Genomic DNA, 14,068 nt, shown 5'->3' on the forward strand with positions numbered 1-14,068 from the left:
GCCATGGAACGTATTCCGATTCTGCAAATGGGCGAATTCCTGCTGGTGACCATCCAGGTCGACATGGACGACCAGATTGCCCTGCGCCTGCAAGATGACCTGTCCAAACGCATCTATGCAACCTCCGCCCGAGGCGTGCTGATCGATATCTCGGCGCTGGACATGGTCGACTCCTTCATTGGCCGCATGATCGCCACCATTGCGGGGCTGTCGCGCCTGATGGACGCGCGCACCGTGCTGACCGGCATGCAGCCGGCGGTGGCCATCACCCTGGTGGAGCTGGGCCTGGAGCTGCCGGGCGTGAGTACCGCGCTGAACGTGGATCGTGGCATGCAACGGCTGCGCGAGCTGGTAGGACAGGCATGAACGGCGAGCGCAGCGGTACCCTGCCGGTGAGAATCGAACAGGACGTGGTACTGGCTCGCCAGTTGGCGCGCAAGCTGGCCGGCGAGTGCGGCATGCGCCTGGTGGACCTGACCAAGCTGGTCACGGCCGTCAGTGAGCTGGCGCGCAACACTGTGGTGTACGGCGGTGGTGGCGACATGGATTGGCACGTGCTCGATGAATATGGCCGTACCGGTGTGCGCCTGGTGTTTCGCGACGAGGGCCCGGGCATCCCGGACATCAAGCTGGCGATGACCGACGGCTGGACCTCCGGCAATGGCATGGGCCTGGGCCTGACCGGCGCGCGAAGGCTGGTGGACGATTTCGAGCTCGACACTACGCCCGGAAAAGGCACGAAGATATCGATCACGCGATGGATATGAACGACCTCCCCCGCCTCACGGAAGTATTGCCGCTGCAGGACGACAGCCAGGTAGGCCATGCGCGTCGCATCGCGCAGAGCCTGGCTCGGCAGGTGGGCATGGACGAGGCCGACAGCGGCCGCGTAGCGCTGGTGGTCACGGAGCTTGCTACCAACGTGCTCGAACATGCCGGCCATGGCGAGCTGCACCTGCGCGCGCTGCCCCGCAGCAAAGGCGCCTGCATCGAAGTGCTGAGCGTCGATCGCGCGGGCGGCTTCGACTCTGACGCGTGCATTACCGATGGTTACTCCACCGGTGGCACTCAGGGCATTGGCCTGGGGGCGATCAGCCGCCAGGCGCAAGTGTTCGACCTGTACGCCGACGCACGCGGCGCCGTGCTGCTCGCGCGGGTTTTCCCAAGAAACGACAACGCCCCCGACATCCGCTTCGGCGTCAGCCACCACGCCCTGCATAACGACCCTGCCTGCGGCGACACCTGGCGCTTCGCTCACGACGAGGATTACCTCAGCGCACTGGTGATTGATGGCCTGGGCCACGGCGAGGAAGCCGAGCAAGCCGCCGAGGCAGGTGCTCGGGCTTTTGCCGAGGCGCCGTTCAGCACGCCGCAGATGCTGCTGCCGGACATTCACCAGGCCATGCGCGGCACGCGCGGCGGCGCAGTGGCACTGGCACGTTTCGACCGGCGCAACGGCAACCTGAGCTTCGTGGGCATCGGCAACATCAGCGCCAGCCTGCAAGGCGGTGAGCGTGTGCGCGGCCTGGCGTCGCTGCCGGGTATCGTCGGCGAGCAATACCGCAGCGCGGTGCAATACGATCACAGCGCCGTGGGCGGCCAACTGCTGGTGATGCATTCCGATGGGTTACAGTCTCGTTGGCGCCTGCAGGATTACCCTGGCTTGGCCTCCCGCCACCCAGCGATCATTGCGACAGTGTTGCATCGGGATTTCTGCCGGGCACGGGACGATGCCGCGGTATTGGTAATTGAACTGGACACGCACCATGACTGACACCACCGCCGCCCTCGCCCTCTTGCAACGCGAAAACGACGCCCTGCGCGCCGAGCTGGACGATACCAATCAGGGCGTATTGGCGCTGTACGCCGAGCTCGATGCCCAGGCTGACCAGTTGCGCCAGGCGTCCGACCTGAAAAGCCGCTTCCTGTCGTACATGAGCCACGAGTTTCGCACCCCGCTGGGGTCGATCCTGAGCATCACCAGCCTGCTCTCCGATGAGCTGGACGGCCCGTTGAGCCCGGAGCAGCATCGCCAGGTCACCTTCGTCAGCAACGCGACCCGCGAGTTGAGCGACATGGTCGACGACCTGCTTGACCTGGCCAAGCTCGACGCCGGCCGCATCTCGATCTCGCCAGCCTGGTTCGACATGCTCGACCTGTTCGCCGCTCTGCGCGGCATGTTCCGGCCGATCCTGTCCTCCAGTGCCGTGGACCTGATCTTCGAAGAGCCGCAGGGCTTGCCGCGGCTGTACACCGACGACAAGAAGCTTGCACAGATTCTGCGTAACTTCATCTCCAATGCCCTGAAGTTCACCATGCAGGGCGAGGTGCGCGTATCGGCCCGTATCGAGGATGAACAGCGCGTGCGCTTCTCGGTGAGCGACACCGGCATCGGCATCGCCCAACCCTTGCACGACACCTTGTTCGAAGACTTCACACAAGTCGACTCGCCCCTGCAGAAACGCCTGCGTGGCACCGGCCTGGGCCTTTCCCTGTGCAAGCGCTTTGCGGCGCTGCTGGGCGGCGAGGTGGGCATGCACAGCGAGCCCAACCAAGGCTCGACCTTCTACGTGATCATCCCGCTTGCCATTACCCAGGTACCTGCCGATGAGGCCTGAAGCCCGCTTGTTGGTCGTCGACGATAACGAAGCCACCCGCTACGCGTTGAACCGTCGGCTGACCGCCCAAGGCTTCAAGGTGTTCGAGGCTGGCACCGGTGGGGACGGCCTGGCACTGGTGGCGTCGGTGGCGCCGGATGCCGTGATACTGGATGTGAACCTGCCGGACATGAGCGGCTTCGACGTGGTGCGCCTGCTGCGCGCAGCGCCTGCCACCGCGCTGTTGCCGGTGGTCCACGTTTCGGCCGCCTCGATCATGAAGGGCGACATCATCACCGGCCTCGAAGCTGGCGCCGATGCCTACCTGGTGCACCCGGTCGACCCCGATGTGCTGCTGGCGACGCTGCGCTCGCTGCTGCGGGTGCGCGACGCCGAACGTGCTCTGCGCGAAAGCGAGGCGCGCTTTCGCGAGATCTTCACCGGCGTGCGCGCGCCGATCGCAGTGATCGACACCGAGCTGAACGTGCAGGAATGCAACCATGCTTTCGCTGAACTGGTGCCTGGCGGCTTGCTCGCAAGCCTTTCGGACGACCAGGCGCCGGGCGTCAATGCACTGCGCCAACACCTTGAGCGAGGCGAGCGCTGGCAGGGGTCGCTGGTCCTTGGCACCAACGGCCAGGCACGCGAAACACTGTGGCAGGTCTCGCCCTACCGCGTACCGAACCTGAGCCTGCTGTTCATCGAAGACATCACCGAGCACCGGCACCGCGAGCGCGCTCACCAGGCCCAACTGGCCAGCGCCAATAGCCAGCTGGCGCTTGAAGTCGCCGAGCGTACCCAGGCGCAGGCACAGCTGCTGCAGTCGCAGAAGATGGATGCCCTCGGTCGCCTCACCGGCGGCATCGCCCACGACTTCAACAACATGCTCAGCGGCATCATCACCAGCGTCGAGCTGATCAAGCGGCAGCTGGCACAGGGGCGCAGCGACAAGCTGGCGGTCTACGCCGATGCGGCACTGCACTCGGCCACCAGCGCCGCATCGATGACGCGCCGGCTGCTGGCCTTTGCACGCCAGCAACCACTGGACACCTGCTGCATCGACGTCAACCAGCAGCTACGCGCGCTGGAACAGATGCTGGAGCGCAGCATCGGCGAAAACATCACCCTGGTGATGGACCTCGCCCATGGGCCGCTCGCAACCGTTGCGGACGCGGCGCAGTTGGACAATGCGGTGTTGAACCTTGTGATCAATGCCCGCGACGCGATGCCTGAGGGCGGCCACATCGAAATCCGCACTTACCCTTCCTGGTCACAGGGCGACCCGGCGCTGGCGGACGGTGCCTACGTGAACATCGCGGTCAAGGACAACGGCACCGGTATCGACCCGGCCTTGCTCAGCAAGGTATTCGACCCGTTCTTCACTACCAAGCCCGTTGGGCAAGGGACGGGTTTGGGCTTGTCGATGCTGTACGGTTTTACCCGGCAGTGCGGCGGCACGGTGAACATCCGCAGCGCTCCTGGCCTGGGTACCGAAGTCACCCTTCAACTGCCCGCCAGCGAGCAGGTGCTTGCTCAGCCGAGCCAGCCGGCGCAAGCCGAGCCGGTGGGCAATGGTGAACACATTCTGGTGGTCGAAGACACGGCCGCCGTGCGCCAGAGCATCGTCGACGCCTTGAACGACGGTGGCTATCACTGCAGCGCAGTAGCCACCGCAGCCGAGGCTTTGCAGGCACTGAGCCAGGGGCCTGCGGTCGACCTGCTGCTTACCGACATCGGCCTGCCCGGCCAGAACGGCATGGACCTGGCGCGCCAGGCCAGGGCATTGCAGGCGCCGCCCAAGGTGATGTTCATGACCGGCTACGCGGAAAACCGCATGAGCCGCCAACAGTTCGCCGATGATGGCAGTGACGTGCTGTTCAAGCCCTTCCCGATCGATGAATTGCTGCGGCGCGTGCGGGCCCGGATCGACAAGGTCAGCGACCTGGTGCTCTAGAGAGCGGGCCCGGGCTTGCGCTCAGGGCCCTTCCCGCTCAACCGCTCCAGCTCGAGGTCTGCCCGGTCGGCCCATTCCCCGCTCAGCTCCGCTTTCACCGCCACACCCAGCTGGCGGAAGTCGCCGACCTGCTTGACCAGGTTGCCACGCCCGCTGACCAGCTGGTCGCAGGCTCGGCGATAGGCGTCCTGGGCTTTCTCCAGGCTTGAACCCACTGCATCCATGCTGCCCAGGAAGGTGCGCAGCTTGTCGTAGACCCTGCCGGCACGCTCGGCCAGTTCAGCGCTGTGCTTGTTCTGGTCTTCGAAGCGCCACAGCTGGCGCACGATGTTCAGGCTGGTAAGCAAAGTGGTGGGGGTTGCCACCAGCACGTTTTGCTCGATGGCTTTCTGGAACAGGGTTTCGTCGGCCTTGAGCGCCTCGACGAACGCCGACTCGATCGGCACGAACATGAACACCATCTCCGGCGCATTGAGGCCTGGGAGCTGGAAGTAATGCCGGTCGCTCAGCTCCTTGATGCGCGCGGCCACAGCGCTGACGTGCTCGCTCAGGGCAAGCCGGCGCTCGGTTTCGTCCTCGGCATTGATGTAGCGCACGTAGGCGTTGAGCGAGACCTTGGCATCGATGATCAGGTGCTTGCCCTGCGGCAGGTAGACGATCGCGTCGGGGCGCTGCCGGCCGTGCTCGCCCTGCAGGCTTACCTCGCGCTTGAAGTCGCGGCCCAGCACCAGGCCTGAGCGCTCCAGCACGTTTTCCAGGATCAGTTCGCCCCAGTTGCCTTGAGCCTTCTTCTGGCCTTTGAGGGCGGTGGTGAGGTCGTGGGCTTCCTGGGTGATCTGGCGGTTGAGCTCCTTCAGATGCAACAGCTCCTGCGCCAGGGCAGCCTGTTGTTGAACGTCCTTGTGATGGATGTCCTCGACCTTGGCGCGAAAACCTTCGATCTGTTCGCGGAAGGGCTTGAGCAGTGCATCGAGCGATTGCTGGCTGTGCTGCGAGAAAGCCTGCCCCTTGGCTTCGAAGATCTGCCCGGCCAGTTGCTCGAATTCCAGCTTGAGCTGGTCGCGGCTCTCCTTGAGCAATTGCTGCTGTTCATCGAAGTGCTGCTGCTTGTGCGAGAGCGTGTTGCTCAGGGTGGCGTGCTCACGGGCGAGCTCGGCGTGCTGGGCCTGCAAACCTTCGTAGGCGGCTTGCAGGCGAGCCTGGATGCCCTTGAGTTCCTGATGCTGCTCCAACAGTTGGCCAAACTGGGCTTCGGCGGCACTGGCGCGGCCGTGAGCCTGGGTCGCCTGCATCTGCGACTGGCGAGCATCTTCGCGCAGTTGGGTGAGGTCACCGGCCTGCTGGCGGCTGGCGCGCAAGGCGGCGTTGAGCTCACCCAGCTCCAGGGTTTGTGCCAGGTTGGCATCGCGCTGTTGTTCGAGCTGCAGCTCGCGGGCTTCGAGCAGGGTTTGCGTGTCGCGCCGGCGCAGTACCTGCCAGAACAACCCCGCAGCGAGCGCTGTGCTCAACGCACCGAGCCCGGCCAGGGCCCAGCCCAATGTAGCGATATCGAGCATCGCAAGGTCTCCCGCGCAAAGCGGCCATCATAAGGCATCAGCGCCACTTATAGGGCCTGGCAGGCAAAGCGATTGGAACGCGGCATGCGCACTGACGCATGCTGGCAGCCTTCTCGCTCACGGAACACGCCCCATGGCCCACGCGGACCTCTCCACCACCCTGGTGCTGATTTCGGCACTGATGCACGCCAGCTGGAACGCGGTGGTCAAGGCCAGCCCAGACCGGGTACTGACCATGGCCTCGGTGGACATCGTCGCCTTCATCATTGCGCTGTTGGCCATGCCCTGGTTTGCTCCACCGCCGTTGACCGTGTGGGGGCTGATCGGGTGCTCGGTGCTGGCCAACCTGCTCTACCGGGCGGGTTTGTTGCGCGCCTATCGGCTGGGCGATTTCGGCCAGGTGTACCCATTGGTGCGTGGGCTGCCACCGCTGCTGGTGGCGGTGCTGGCGAGCCTCTGGCTGGGCGAGCGGCTCAGTGCATTGGGGTGGGTGGGGGTGGCGCTGATTTCTGCCGGCATCCTCAGCCTGCTGCGAGGGCACGGGCATTGGCCGGCGACCGTGGCTGCACTGGGCGCGGGTGCATGCGTGGGGCTGTACACCGTCATCGACGCCACCGGCGTGCGGCAAAGCGATGCAGTGGGCTACATGGTGTACTTCACCCTGGCGCTGAGTTTGCCGACACCGGCCTGGGCACTGGCCAGGCGCGGCCGCGCCAGGTTCGCCGAGCATTGGCAAACGCGGTGGCGTCTGTCGGTGTTCGGCGGCATTACCTACACCGGGGCCTACACGCTGGTGCTGGTGGCCATGGCGCTGGGCAGCGTTGCACAGGCAGCGGCGCTGCGCGAATGCAGTGTGATCCTGGCGGCGTTGATTGCCCGTTGGTTGTTCAGGGAGCCGTTCGGAACGCGGCGTTTGATAGCAGCAGTAGTGGTCGCGGCAGGCATCGTAATCATCAAAGTTCAATAGCGCCAGGGCAAGTACACCGCTGTAAATGCCGAACCGGCGCATCTGCGCATCCCTGCCATAAGCAGTGAAGGCTATACCTGTTTCTTGTCACATCAACACCCATCAATACTGATTCAATCTCTAACTGCAATACAGTTGCAACAAACCACACACCTGTAATTACCTGCCGTCGGCAGAACGCCCGTGCCAAATACTCAGCCTGTCGGTTCTCTGCACGGCACTCTATTTCTTTTGACGCGGGCAAGTCTGCCGACTATATTCGCACTCCTTATTTGCGGCACCCTATGGAAGAGCTTGATCAAGGAGCCTGATCACGTGACTTATCCCTTTGCCAAATACATGTTCCCTTTCACGGTGAGCCTCAGTGCATTGCTGGCAGCAAACGCCTGCCTGGGTGAACAAGCCCCCGCCCGCCATACTCTGCGAATCGAGCAAAGTGTTGGCCAGGACGTCCAGACCGTCGTCGCTCCCGACAACTCCAAGTACTACAGCACACTCAACGGCACGCATTTCTCCTACCGTTGCTACGACCCCTACACCGCCCCGAGCAAGCAGGCGGCGGTGGAAGTATGCGAAATCGCCCCGGTCGACCTGAAGTTGACGGGCTGGCCTGAAACAGAAGTCATTCATCTGATCTCCGGGCAGGTGGATATCACTGAGTTGGGGGGCGAGCAAGTTCATTATTCAGCCGGTGATATCTTCGTATTACCACAAGGCTTCAAAGGGCTGTGGCAACAAAAAGCCCCCCTGACCAAGGTGACCGTCCGGCACCCTTTGTTCTGGAAAGAATAAGCAGTGCGCTAAGGCGTTTCACCCGGCGGCGGACAACCGAGTCTTCGATTATTTCTTCATCGGTGTGCCCTTGCACCAAGGGCGCGGGCCTTTTCATTTCATACAAAAGAGCAGAACGTGAAAATACCGGTTTTTCTGGGCGGCGTTTATTACGAGGCAGGCGAGCCTGTGGATATCGGCGAAGCGCCGCTGTCCGAAAGCACTTGCGCACTTTTGCGCGCACCGGAGAACGGCCTGATGCACTTTTCCTGCTATCCAGGAAACTTGCATGAAAAAGTAGTGGCTGCCGCCAAGGGTGCTTTGACGATCAGCCAGCGCAGTGCCGAGCACATCAGTACCGTCTTCGTCATCTCGAGCATGGTCGATGCGCGCAACAACCTTGACGGGCAATGGCTGGCGGCACTGGCCAAGGACCTTCAGCTGGAGCACGCAGACTTCTACAGCGTGGGCCTGGCAGGCTGCGCAGGCTTTCACGCAGGCCTGAGGCTCGCGAGCGCCATGGTCGGTGCAGGCGACACAGACAATGCTCTGATCATGAGCTTCGACCAGGTTGGCGAGGCACTGGACAGGGTCTATGGCGAAGGGACCGACTTCATTTACGTAACGGGTGATGCAGCATCGGCCTGCGTCGTCAGCCGCCAGCCTGAGGGCCTGAGCTACGCCTTGCCGGGGGGTGTGCAGTACACCTCCAACACGCGCCAGATCGAGCACTTCTCCAATGAAACCGACATGCGCAGCCTGTCGGCGTTGATCAAGAAGGCCTACCGCCAGGCGGATGTCACAGCCCAGGCGATCAACCACTTCGTCTGCAACAACTACACCTTGCAAGCCACACAGCTGTTCAGCCAACTCGCCGGCCTGAGCCGCAGCAAGGCTACGCCAGGGCAGTTGCCGCGCTACGGGCATTGTTTCAGCTCAGATAACCTGATCAACCTCAAGCGATTGGAAGACGACAGCGCGCTGCATCCGGGTGACCAGATTCTGCTACTGAGTACCGGGCCCTTCCAGGCAGGTGCGTGTGTCATCACCCGCCTGGAATGTTGACATGAAAACGCTCATCGAACGCTTCGACGCTACTGTGCAGCGCTATCCCGAGGCTATGGCACTGGCAGCCCCGGGGCCGAGCTGACCTATGCTCAATTGCACGCCTGCGTCCGTCGGATGGCCGCCGCGCTGGATGCGTGGAGCCTGGCGCAACGCCAGAGGCCACTGAGCCCGGGCGACAGGATCGGCCTTTCGCTGAGCAAGGGCGTGGATCTGTATGTCGCGATCCTTGCGATCCTGGCCAACGGCGCCAGCTATGTTCCGATCGACCCGGCGCTCAGCGAGGCTGCACAGCTTCAGTTGCTCGAACGCTGCCAATGCCCTCTGGTGGTGACCGATCAATGGCTCGCCAGCTGGCAGGCAGTTGATCTGGCAATGCCCCCGCGCCGCGAGCCTGTGCTACCGACCGATCTTGCCTACACACTGTTCACCTCAGGCTCCACCGGCATTCCCAAAGGGGTCAACGTTACTCACCTGAACGTTATCAACCTCGTCGACTGGGCCATCGAGCAATTCGAAATGGGCCCGGGCGTTCGGGTGCTGCAGTATTCAACGATCAACTTCGACGCTTCGGTACTGGATATTTTTCCGGCGCTGCTCAGCGGCGCCACACTGTGCGTGCCCGATGAAGAACAGCGGATGTCACAAGCTGCACTCGCCGCCTTCTGCAATCGCCACCGAATCAACCAGGCCTTCCTGCCACCGCCGTTGCTGAACGTTTTCAGCCCTGGGCGTTTCCCCACGCTGGCCACCGTCCTCACCGGTGGGGAACCCTGCCATCCACACGCTATCGAGCAATGGGCCGATGGCCGCCGGCTGTTCAACCTCTACGGGCCTACCGAGGCAACGGTGCTGGTCACTTGCAAAGCCATGGGCGGCGCGACACCTGCATCCACTATCGGCCAGGCCATCGCCGGCACTCGCCTGTATATCCTCGATGAGCAGCAACGCCCCGCCCTGCGCGGTGAGCTCTACATCGCCGGGCTTTGCGTAACTCTTGGTTATCTGGGGGACCCGGCAGCCACTCAACAGCGCTTTGTCACGCTTGAGCATCTGGACGCGTCGAGGCTCTATCGTACCGGCGACCAGGTGGTACTCGGCGAGGACGGGGATATTCAGTTCCTCGGCCGCCTGGACCGCCAGGTCAAGGTGCGCGGCTTTCGTATAGAACTGGAAGAGATCGAGGCGGCGCTGTTGCGGCTGGGGTGCAAGGAGGCCGCCGTCATGGCGACCGAACACGGGAGCCTGGTGGCCTATGTCGTCATCGGCGAGGGGCAGGATTCAGCAACACTGCGTGATGAGCTTGCACACCATTTGCCTGAATACAAACGCCCGCAAGCCGTCGTGCCGCTACTGCGAATGCCCTACAAGGCCAACGGCAAAGTCGACCTGAGCCAATTGCCCGCACCCGCCGTGCACTGCCCGGCGGCCACCTCGCCAGAAGGCGGTGGCGAAACCTTCACCGCCCTCGCACAGCTCTGGGCAGAGGAGCTCAGGCTACCGCCAGGCAGCCTCCAGGCCGGTTCCGACTTCCGAGCCTTGGGCGGTACTTCGATCAACATCATGCACCTGCTCTCTAGCCTCGAAGCGCGCTACGGCGTGCTGGTGGACTTCATCGATTTTCTGGAACAACCCACCCTCGAATTTCTTGTAAATGCCGTGGACAACAGGAAGCCCTGACATGCTGGAAACACTGAATCACGTCGGCCTCACCGTGCTGAACATCGATCAAACCCTGGCCTTCTACAGGCAACTGACGACCGTGGAAATCTACGAAGAGGCTGTGCACATCACTGGCGATGGCGTGGGTGAGGTCATCAAGGTCAAAAAGCCCGACTACAAATCCTGCATGGTTCGCATCGGCCGCCGCGACTTCGAGCTTATCGAGCACTTCTCCTCGAAAGGCCGCCACGTGGTCACTCACCACAATGATTCGGGCGGTATCCACCTGGCCTTCATGGTCGACAACATCGACGAGATCTTCGAACGCGTCAAAGCGATGGGCATCACGCCAACCACCGATGAGCCCTATACCGCACGTGAACTCGAAGGTTACAGAGCGTTTTTCTTCCGCGACATCAACGATATCCAGATCGAAATCGGCCAAATCAACCCAGCGTGAGGCTCCTGACATGAAACTGATCGCCTGCGGGCTCGAACACCTGGAAATGGCAGCGGACCTGTTCAATCAATATCGCCAATTCTATGAAGAGGCCGATGACTTGCCGGCCTCACAGGCTTTTTTGCAAGCCAACCTGGCCTCGCAACAATCCAGAATCTACCTGTTGCTCGACGACGAGGGCCAGGCAGTAGCGTTTGCCCAGTTGTACCCGGCCATGTGCTCGCTGGCGATGCAGCGCTTTTACTGGCTTTACGATCTGTTCGTAGTGCCGACGGCACGCAAGCACGGGTATGCGCGAGCGCTGATGACGAGCCTGATCGACATTTTCGAAGAAGAAGGCGCCCAGCGCATCAGCCTGGATACCGCCCGCAGCAACTTGCCGGCGCAGGCACTGTACGAGTCGCTGGGTTATGAACAGGAACAGGCGTTCATCACTTATCACAAGATGCTCGACCATTGATGCAAGCGGCTGTATCCCTGGCAACTTTTCAAGGAACCCGGCTGCCCTGGGCAGCGATGAGCATGGAATCTCTGGCGTGAAACATTCAACCGACGCAATCTACGACCTGCTGGGCATTGGGGTGGGGCCTTTCAATCTGGGGCTATGCTCGCTGCTGCAGCCTCTGGAAGGGATCGACAGCCTGTTTTTCGAAGCCAAGCCCCAGTTCCACTGGCATGAAGGCATGCTGATCAGCGACGCCACCCTGCAGGTTCCGTTTCTGGCCGACCTTGTGACCATGGTGGATCCCAGGAGCCGCTTTACCTACCTCAACTATCTCCATGAGGCCGGCCGGCTGCATCAGTTCAGCTCCTACGAGAGCTTCTACGTACCCAGGGTTGAGTACAACCGCTATTGCCAATGGGTCAGCCAGCAACTGGGCAACATCCGCTTCTGCTCTGAAGTGATCGATATCCAGATCGTGGATGAGCTGTTTCATGTCACCCTGCTCGACACACGCAGCGGCGAGCGCTTGACCTACCGAGGCCGGGATATCGTGATGGGTATCGGAACGGCACCCATCTGGCCAGCGATTGCCAACGACCTCATTGGCCAGGAAAACTGCATCCATTCCGCCCAATACCTGCAATCCAAAAGTGCACTGCAAAACCAAAGATGCATAACGATTGTGGGCAGTGGGCAAAGCGCTGCAGAGATATTCCTCGACCTGTTGAGGGACCAGCCCCGGTTCGGTTACGAGATCAACTGGTTATCGCGCAGCCGCGGCTTCATTTCCATGGAGTACTCCAAGCTTGGGTCCGAGCACTTCTCCCCGGATTACGTCGAACACTTCCACGGTTTGTCCGAAGCCAACCGGCTTTCGGCGATCCAGGGCCAGGGCCTTTGGTACAAAGGTATTTCGACCGATACGATCAAAGACATCTACGACTGCCTGTACATCCAGTCGGTGGAAAGACAGTTGCCGGTGGTGATCCAGTCACGCACCGAGCTTGAGCACATCAGCTCTGCCGAAGGCTCGTTGCGCCTCAACTTCAAGCAACTGGACATGCAGAAGAAGTTCGCTTTCGACACCGATGCGTTGGTACTTGCCACTGGCTATGGTTATCAGTTTCCGGCGTTCATGCGCGGCCTCGAAGCGTGGCTGGAGTTCGACAGCAAAGGCCATGCAGTGGTCAACCGCGATTACACACTCAAGACGGCAGGGCCTATTGCAGGGCGAATCTTCGTGCAGAACGCCGAACTTCACTCTCATGGAGTCGGGGCACCGGACCTGGCAATGGGCGCCTATCGCAGTGCGACCATCATCAACCGGCTGACCGGGCCGACCATTACCTTACGCGCACAAAGAACATGTTCCAGACATTCGGCATCGCGCCTCAATGGCAACCGTTGGAAGAGCGGCCAGTTGCCCCGCTGTATGCCGCGGGCTCACGGGCATAAGGTATTTGCGGTGCCGGCTCGAATCGGATGAAGTACCCTCGGGCCGGGCCGAGGGCGCGTAGCAGGTCACGCCAGGTAACGCCGATAGAACTCCAGCACCGCGACATTCTTGTCCTTGGCCTCGAACATCACATCGAAACGGTCGAAGAACTCGAGCGCATAGCGGTTCACCGCATCGTTCCACATGCCCAGGCTGTGGGCGTACAGCTCGGTTTTACCGACCTTTTCCAGCACTGCGTCCATGTTCAGCGGGTTCTCCAGATCAAAGCCCAGCGCCTGCAAGCGCTCCACCGGCTGCGAGTAATGCAGCACCGGGCGTACGCCGCGCCAGCTGTCGATGATCCGCGCCACCCGCTCGCTGTGTGCGCCGATGCGCAGGCCTTCGTGAATCCAGCTGTGGTGGATGTCCAGCACCACCGGGGCGATGTCGGCCAACTCAAGGCAGGCGTCGATGCCGTAGGTTTTTTCGTCGTTTTCGAAGGTGATGCAGTGGCGTGCTTCGGTGGAGAGCTTCGCCCAGCTCTCACGTACGCCTTCGGCACCTCGGCGCCCGGCGATGTGCACGTTGCACTTGAGGTCCTGGAAACGCTGGCCGTAACCCATCCAGCGGATCATGTCGGCGTGGTATTCGAATTCGGCCAGGCTGTTGGCGACCACCTGAGGATTGTCGGAGCCAAGCACGCAGTATTGGCCGGGATGGAACGACAGGCGGATATCGGCGCTGCGGGCCCGCTCGCCCAGCGCAGCGAAGCCCGGTTCGAGCACCGCTCGCAGCGCTGGCGCCTGGTAGAACGTCGCCCACTGCGGGTGGCTGTAGAACGGCAGCAGGTCGCTGCTCAGGCGCAGCATGTGCAAGGCCGGTGGCAGGCTCTGCACGTAGGCCAACAGCCTGTGCTGAGCCGCAATGTTGTGGTCGATGATCTCCAGCATTTTCGCCTCGGCCACGGCCGGCTCCACGCTGTTCAGCCAGCGCAGGGTGGTGGTGCGCGGGTTGTAGGGGCGCTGGATGGCCTCCACGGCCTTGGGCGTTTCATTGCCTACAGGATGGCGATACTGGCAGGCGAAACCGAGCCGGCCGTGGGCGTTGGTTGTGTGAGTGTTCATGCGGGCTCCGGGCGCGTTCAGGCAGCAGGGGC

At 62.1% G+C, this 14,068-nt stretch carries 14 protein-coding genes; 12 read left to right on the forward strand and 2 right to left on the reverse strand.

Annotation, left to right across the window (positions count from 1 at the left end):
• Positions 1–3: 3 nt before the first annotated feature.
• From LN139_RS16770 to LN139_RS16790, 5 genes are read left to right on the forward strand one after another with little or no spacing between them, the layout of a single operon-like run.
• Complete coding sequence (locus LN139_RS16770) at positions 4–366, forward strand: STAS domain-containing protein (RefSeq protein WP_236355282.1); 363 nt, start codon at positions 4–6, stop codon at positions 364–366.
• On the forward strand, positions 363–767 hold the full coding sequence (locus LN139_RS16775; protein ID WP_236355283.1) for an anti-sigma regulatory factor: 405 nt from the start codon (positions 363–365) through the stop codon (positions 765–767). The genes LN139_RS16770 and LN139_RS16775 overlap by 4 nt, the downstream gene beginning before the upstream one ends.
• Positions 764–1,774, forward strand: coding sequence for an ATP-binding protein (locus LN139_RS16780; protein ID WP_442964331.1), 1,011 nt, complete (start codon positions 764–766; stop codon positions 1,772–1,774). Before LN139_RS16775 ends, LN139_RS16780 begins: the two co-directional genes overlap by 4 nt.
• On the forward strand, positions 1,767–2,618 hold the full coding sequence (locus LN139_RS16785; protein ID WP_236355285.1) for a sensor histidine kinase: 852 nt from the start codon (positions 1,767–1,769) through the stop codon (positions 2,616–2,618). Before LN139_RS16780 ends, LN139_RS16785 begins: the two co-directional genes overlap by 8 nt.
• Positions 2,608–4,551, forward strand: coding sequence for a response regulator (locus tag LN139_RS16790; protein ID WP_236355286.1), 1,944 nt, complete (start codon positions 2,608–2,610; stop codon positions 4,549–4,551). The genes LN139_RS16785 and LN139_RS16790 overlap by 11 nt, the downstream gene beginning before the upstream one ends.
• Here LN139_RS16790 and rmuC read toward each other — a convergent pair.
• Positions 4,548–6,107: a DNA recombination protein RmuC gene (gene rmuC, locus LN139_RS16795; protein WP_236355287.1), complete on the reverse strand. Its 1,560-nt coding sequence runs from the start codon at positions 6,105–6,107 to the stop codon at positions 4,548–4,550. The genes LN139_RS16790 and rmuC overlap by 4 nt on opposite strands.
• A gap of 133 nt (positions 6,108–6,240) precedes the next feature.
• Here rmuC and LN139_RS16800 point away from each other — a divergent pair, with 133 nt between their 5' ends.
• From LN139_RS16800 to LN139_RS16830, 7 genes are all read left to right on the forward strand, one after another.
• Positions 6,241–7,074: an EamA family transporter gene (locus LN139_RS16800; protein ID WP_236355288.1), complete on the forward strand. Its 834-nt coding sequence runs from the start codon at positions 6,241–6,243 to the stop codon at positions 7,072–7,074.
• 294 nt (positions 7,075–7,368) lie between these two features.
• The gene (locus LN139_RS16805) at positions 7,369–7,866 is read left to right on the forward strand and encodes a cupin domain-containing protein (protein ID WP_236355289.1); all 498 of its coding nucleotides are present in this window, start codon (positions 7,369–7,371) and stop codon (positions 7,864–7,866) included.
• A gap of 117 nt (positions 7,867–7,983) precedes the next feature.
• The gene (locus LN139_RS16810; RefSeq protein ID WP_236355290.1) at positions 7,984–8,910 is read left to right on the forward strand and encodes a 3-oxoacyl-[acyl-carrier-protein] synthase III C-terminal domain-containing protein; all 927 of its coding nucleotides are present in this window, start codon (positions 7,984–7,986) and stop codon (positions 8,908–8,910) included.
• A 117-nt stretch (positions 8,911–9,027) separates the two neighbouring features.
• Positions 9,028–10,590: a non-ribosomal peptide synthetase gene (locus LN139_RS16815; RefSeq protein WP_236355291.1), complete on the forward strand. Its 1,563-nt coding sequence runs from the start codon at positions 9,028–9,030 to the stop codon at positions 10,588–10,590.
• A 1-nt stretch (position 10,591) separates the two neighbouring features.
• Positions 10,592–11,032: a VOC family protein gene (locus LN139_RS16820; protein ID WP_236355292.1), complete on the forward strand. Its 441-nt coding sequence runs from the start codon at positions 10,592–10,594 to the stop codon at positions 11,030–11,032.
• A 10-nt stretch (positions 11,033–11,042) separates the two neighbouring features.
• Positions 11,043–11,492, forward strand: a complete 450-nt coding sequence (locus tag LN139_RS16825) for a GNAT family N-acetyltransferase (RefSeq protein WP_236355293.1) — start codon at positions 11,043–11,045, stop codon at positions 11,490–11,492.
• Positions 11,493–11,568: 76 nt separating this feature from the next.
• A complete protein-coding gene (locus LN139_RS16830) occupies positions 11,569–12,963 on the forward strand; it encodes a lysine N(6)-hydroxylase/L-ornithine N(5)-oxygenase family protein (RefSeq protein ID WP_236355294.1) in 1,395 nt (464 codons plus the stop codon).
• Between the two features lie 35 nt (positions 12,964–12,998).
• Here LN139_RS16830 and LN139_RS16835 read toward each other — a convergent pair whose 3' ends face one another.
• Positions 12,999–14,036 (reverse strand): UV damage endonuclease UvsE, encoded by a 1,038-nt coding sequence (locus tag LN139_RS16835; RefSeq protein WP_236355295.1) that lies wholly within the window; start codon positions 14,034–14,036, stop codon positions 12,999–13,001.
• Positions 14,037–14,068: the final 32 nt, after the last annotated feature.

It is taken from the genome of Pseudomonas sp. KNUC1026 (assembly GCF_021650705.1).
Classification (GTDB): Bacteria; Pseudomonadota; Gammaproteobacteria; order Pseudomonadales; family Pseudomonadaceae; genus Aquipseudomonas.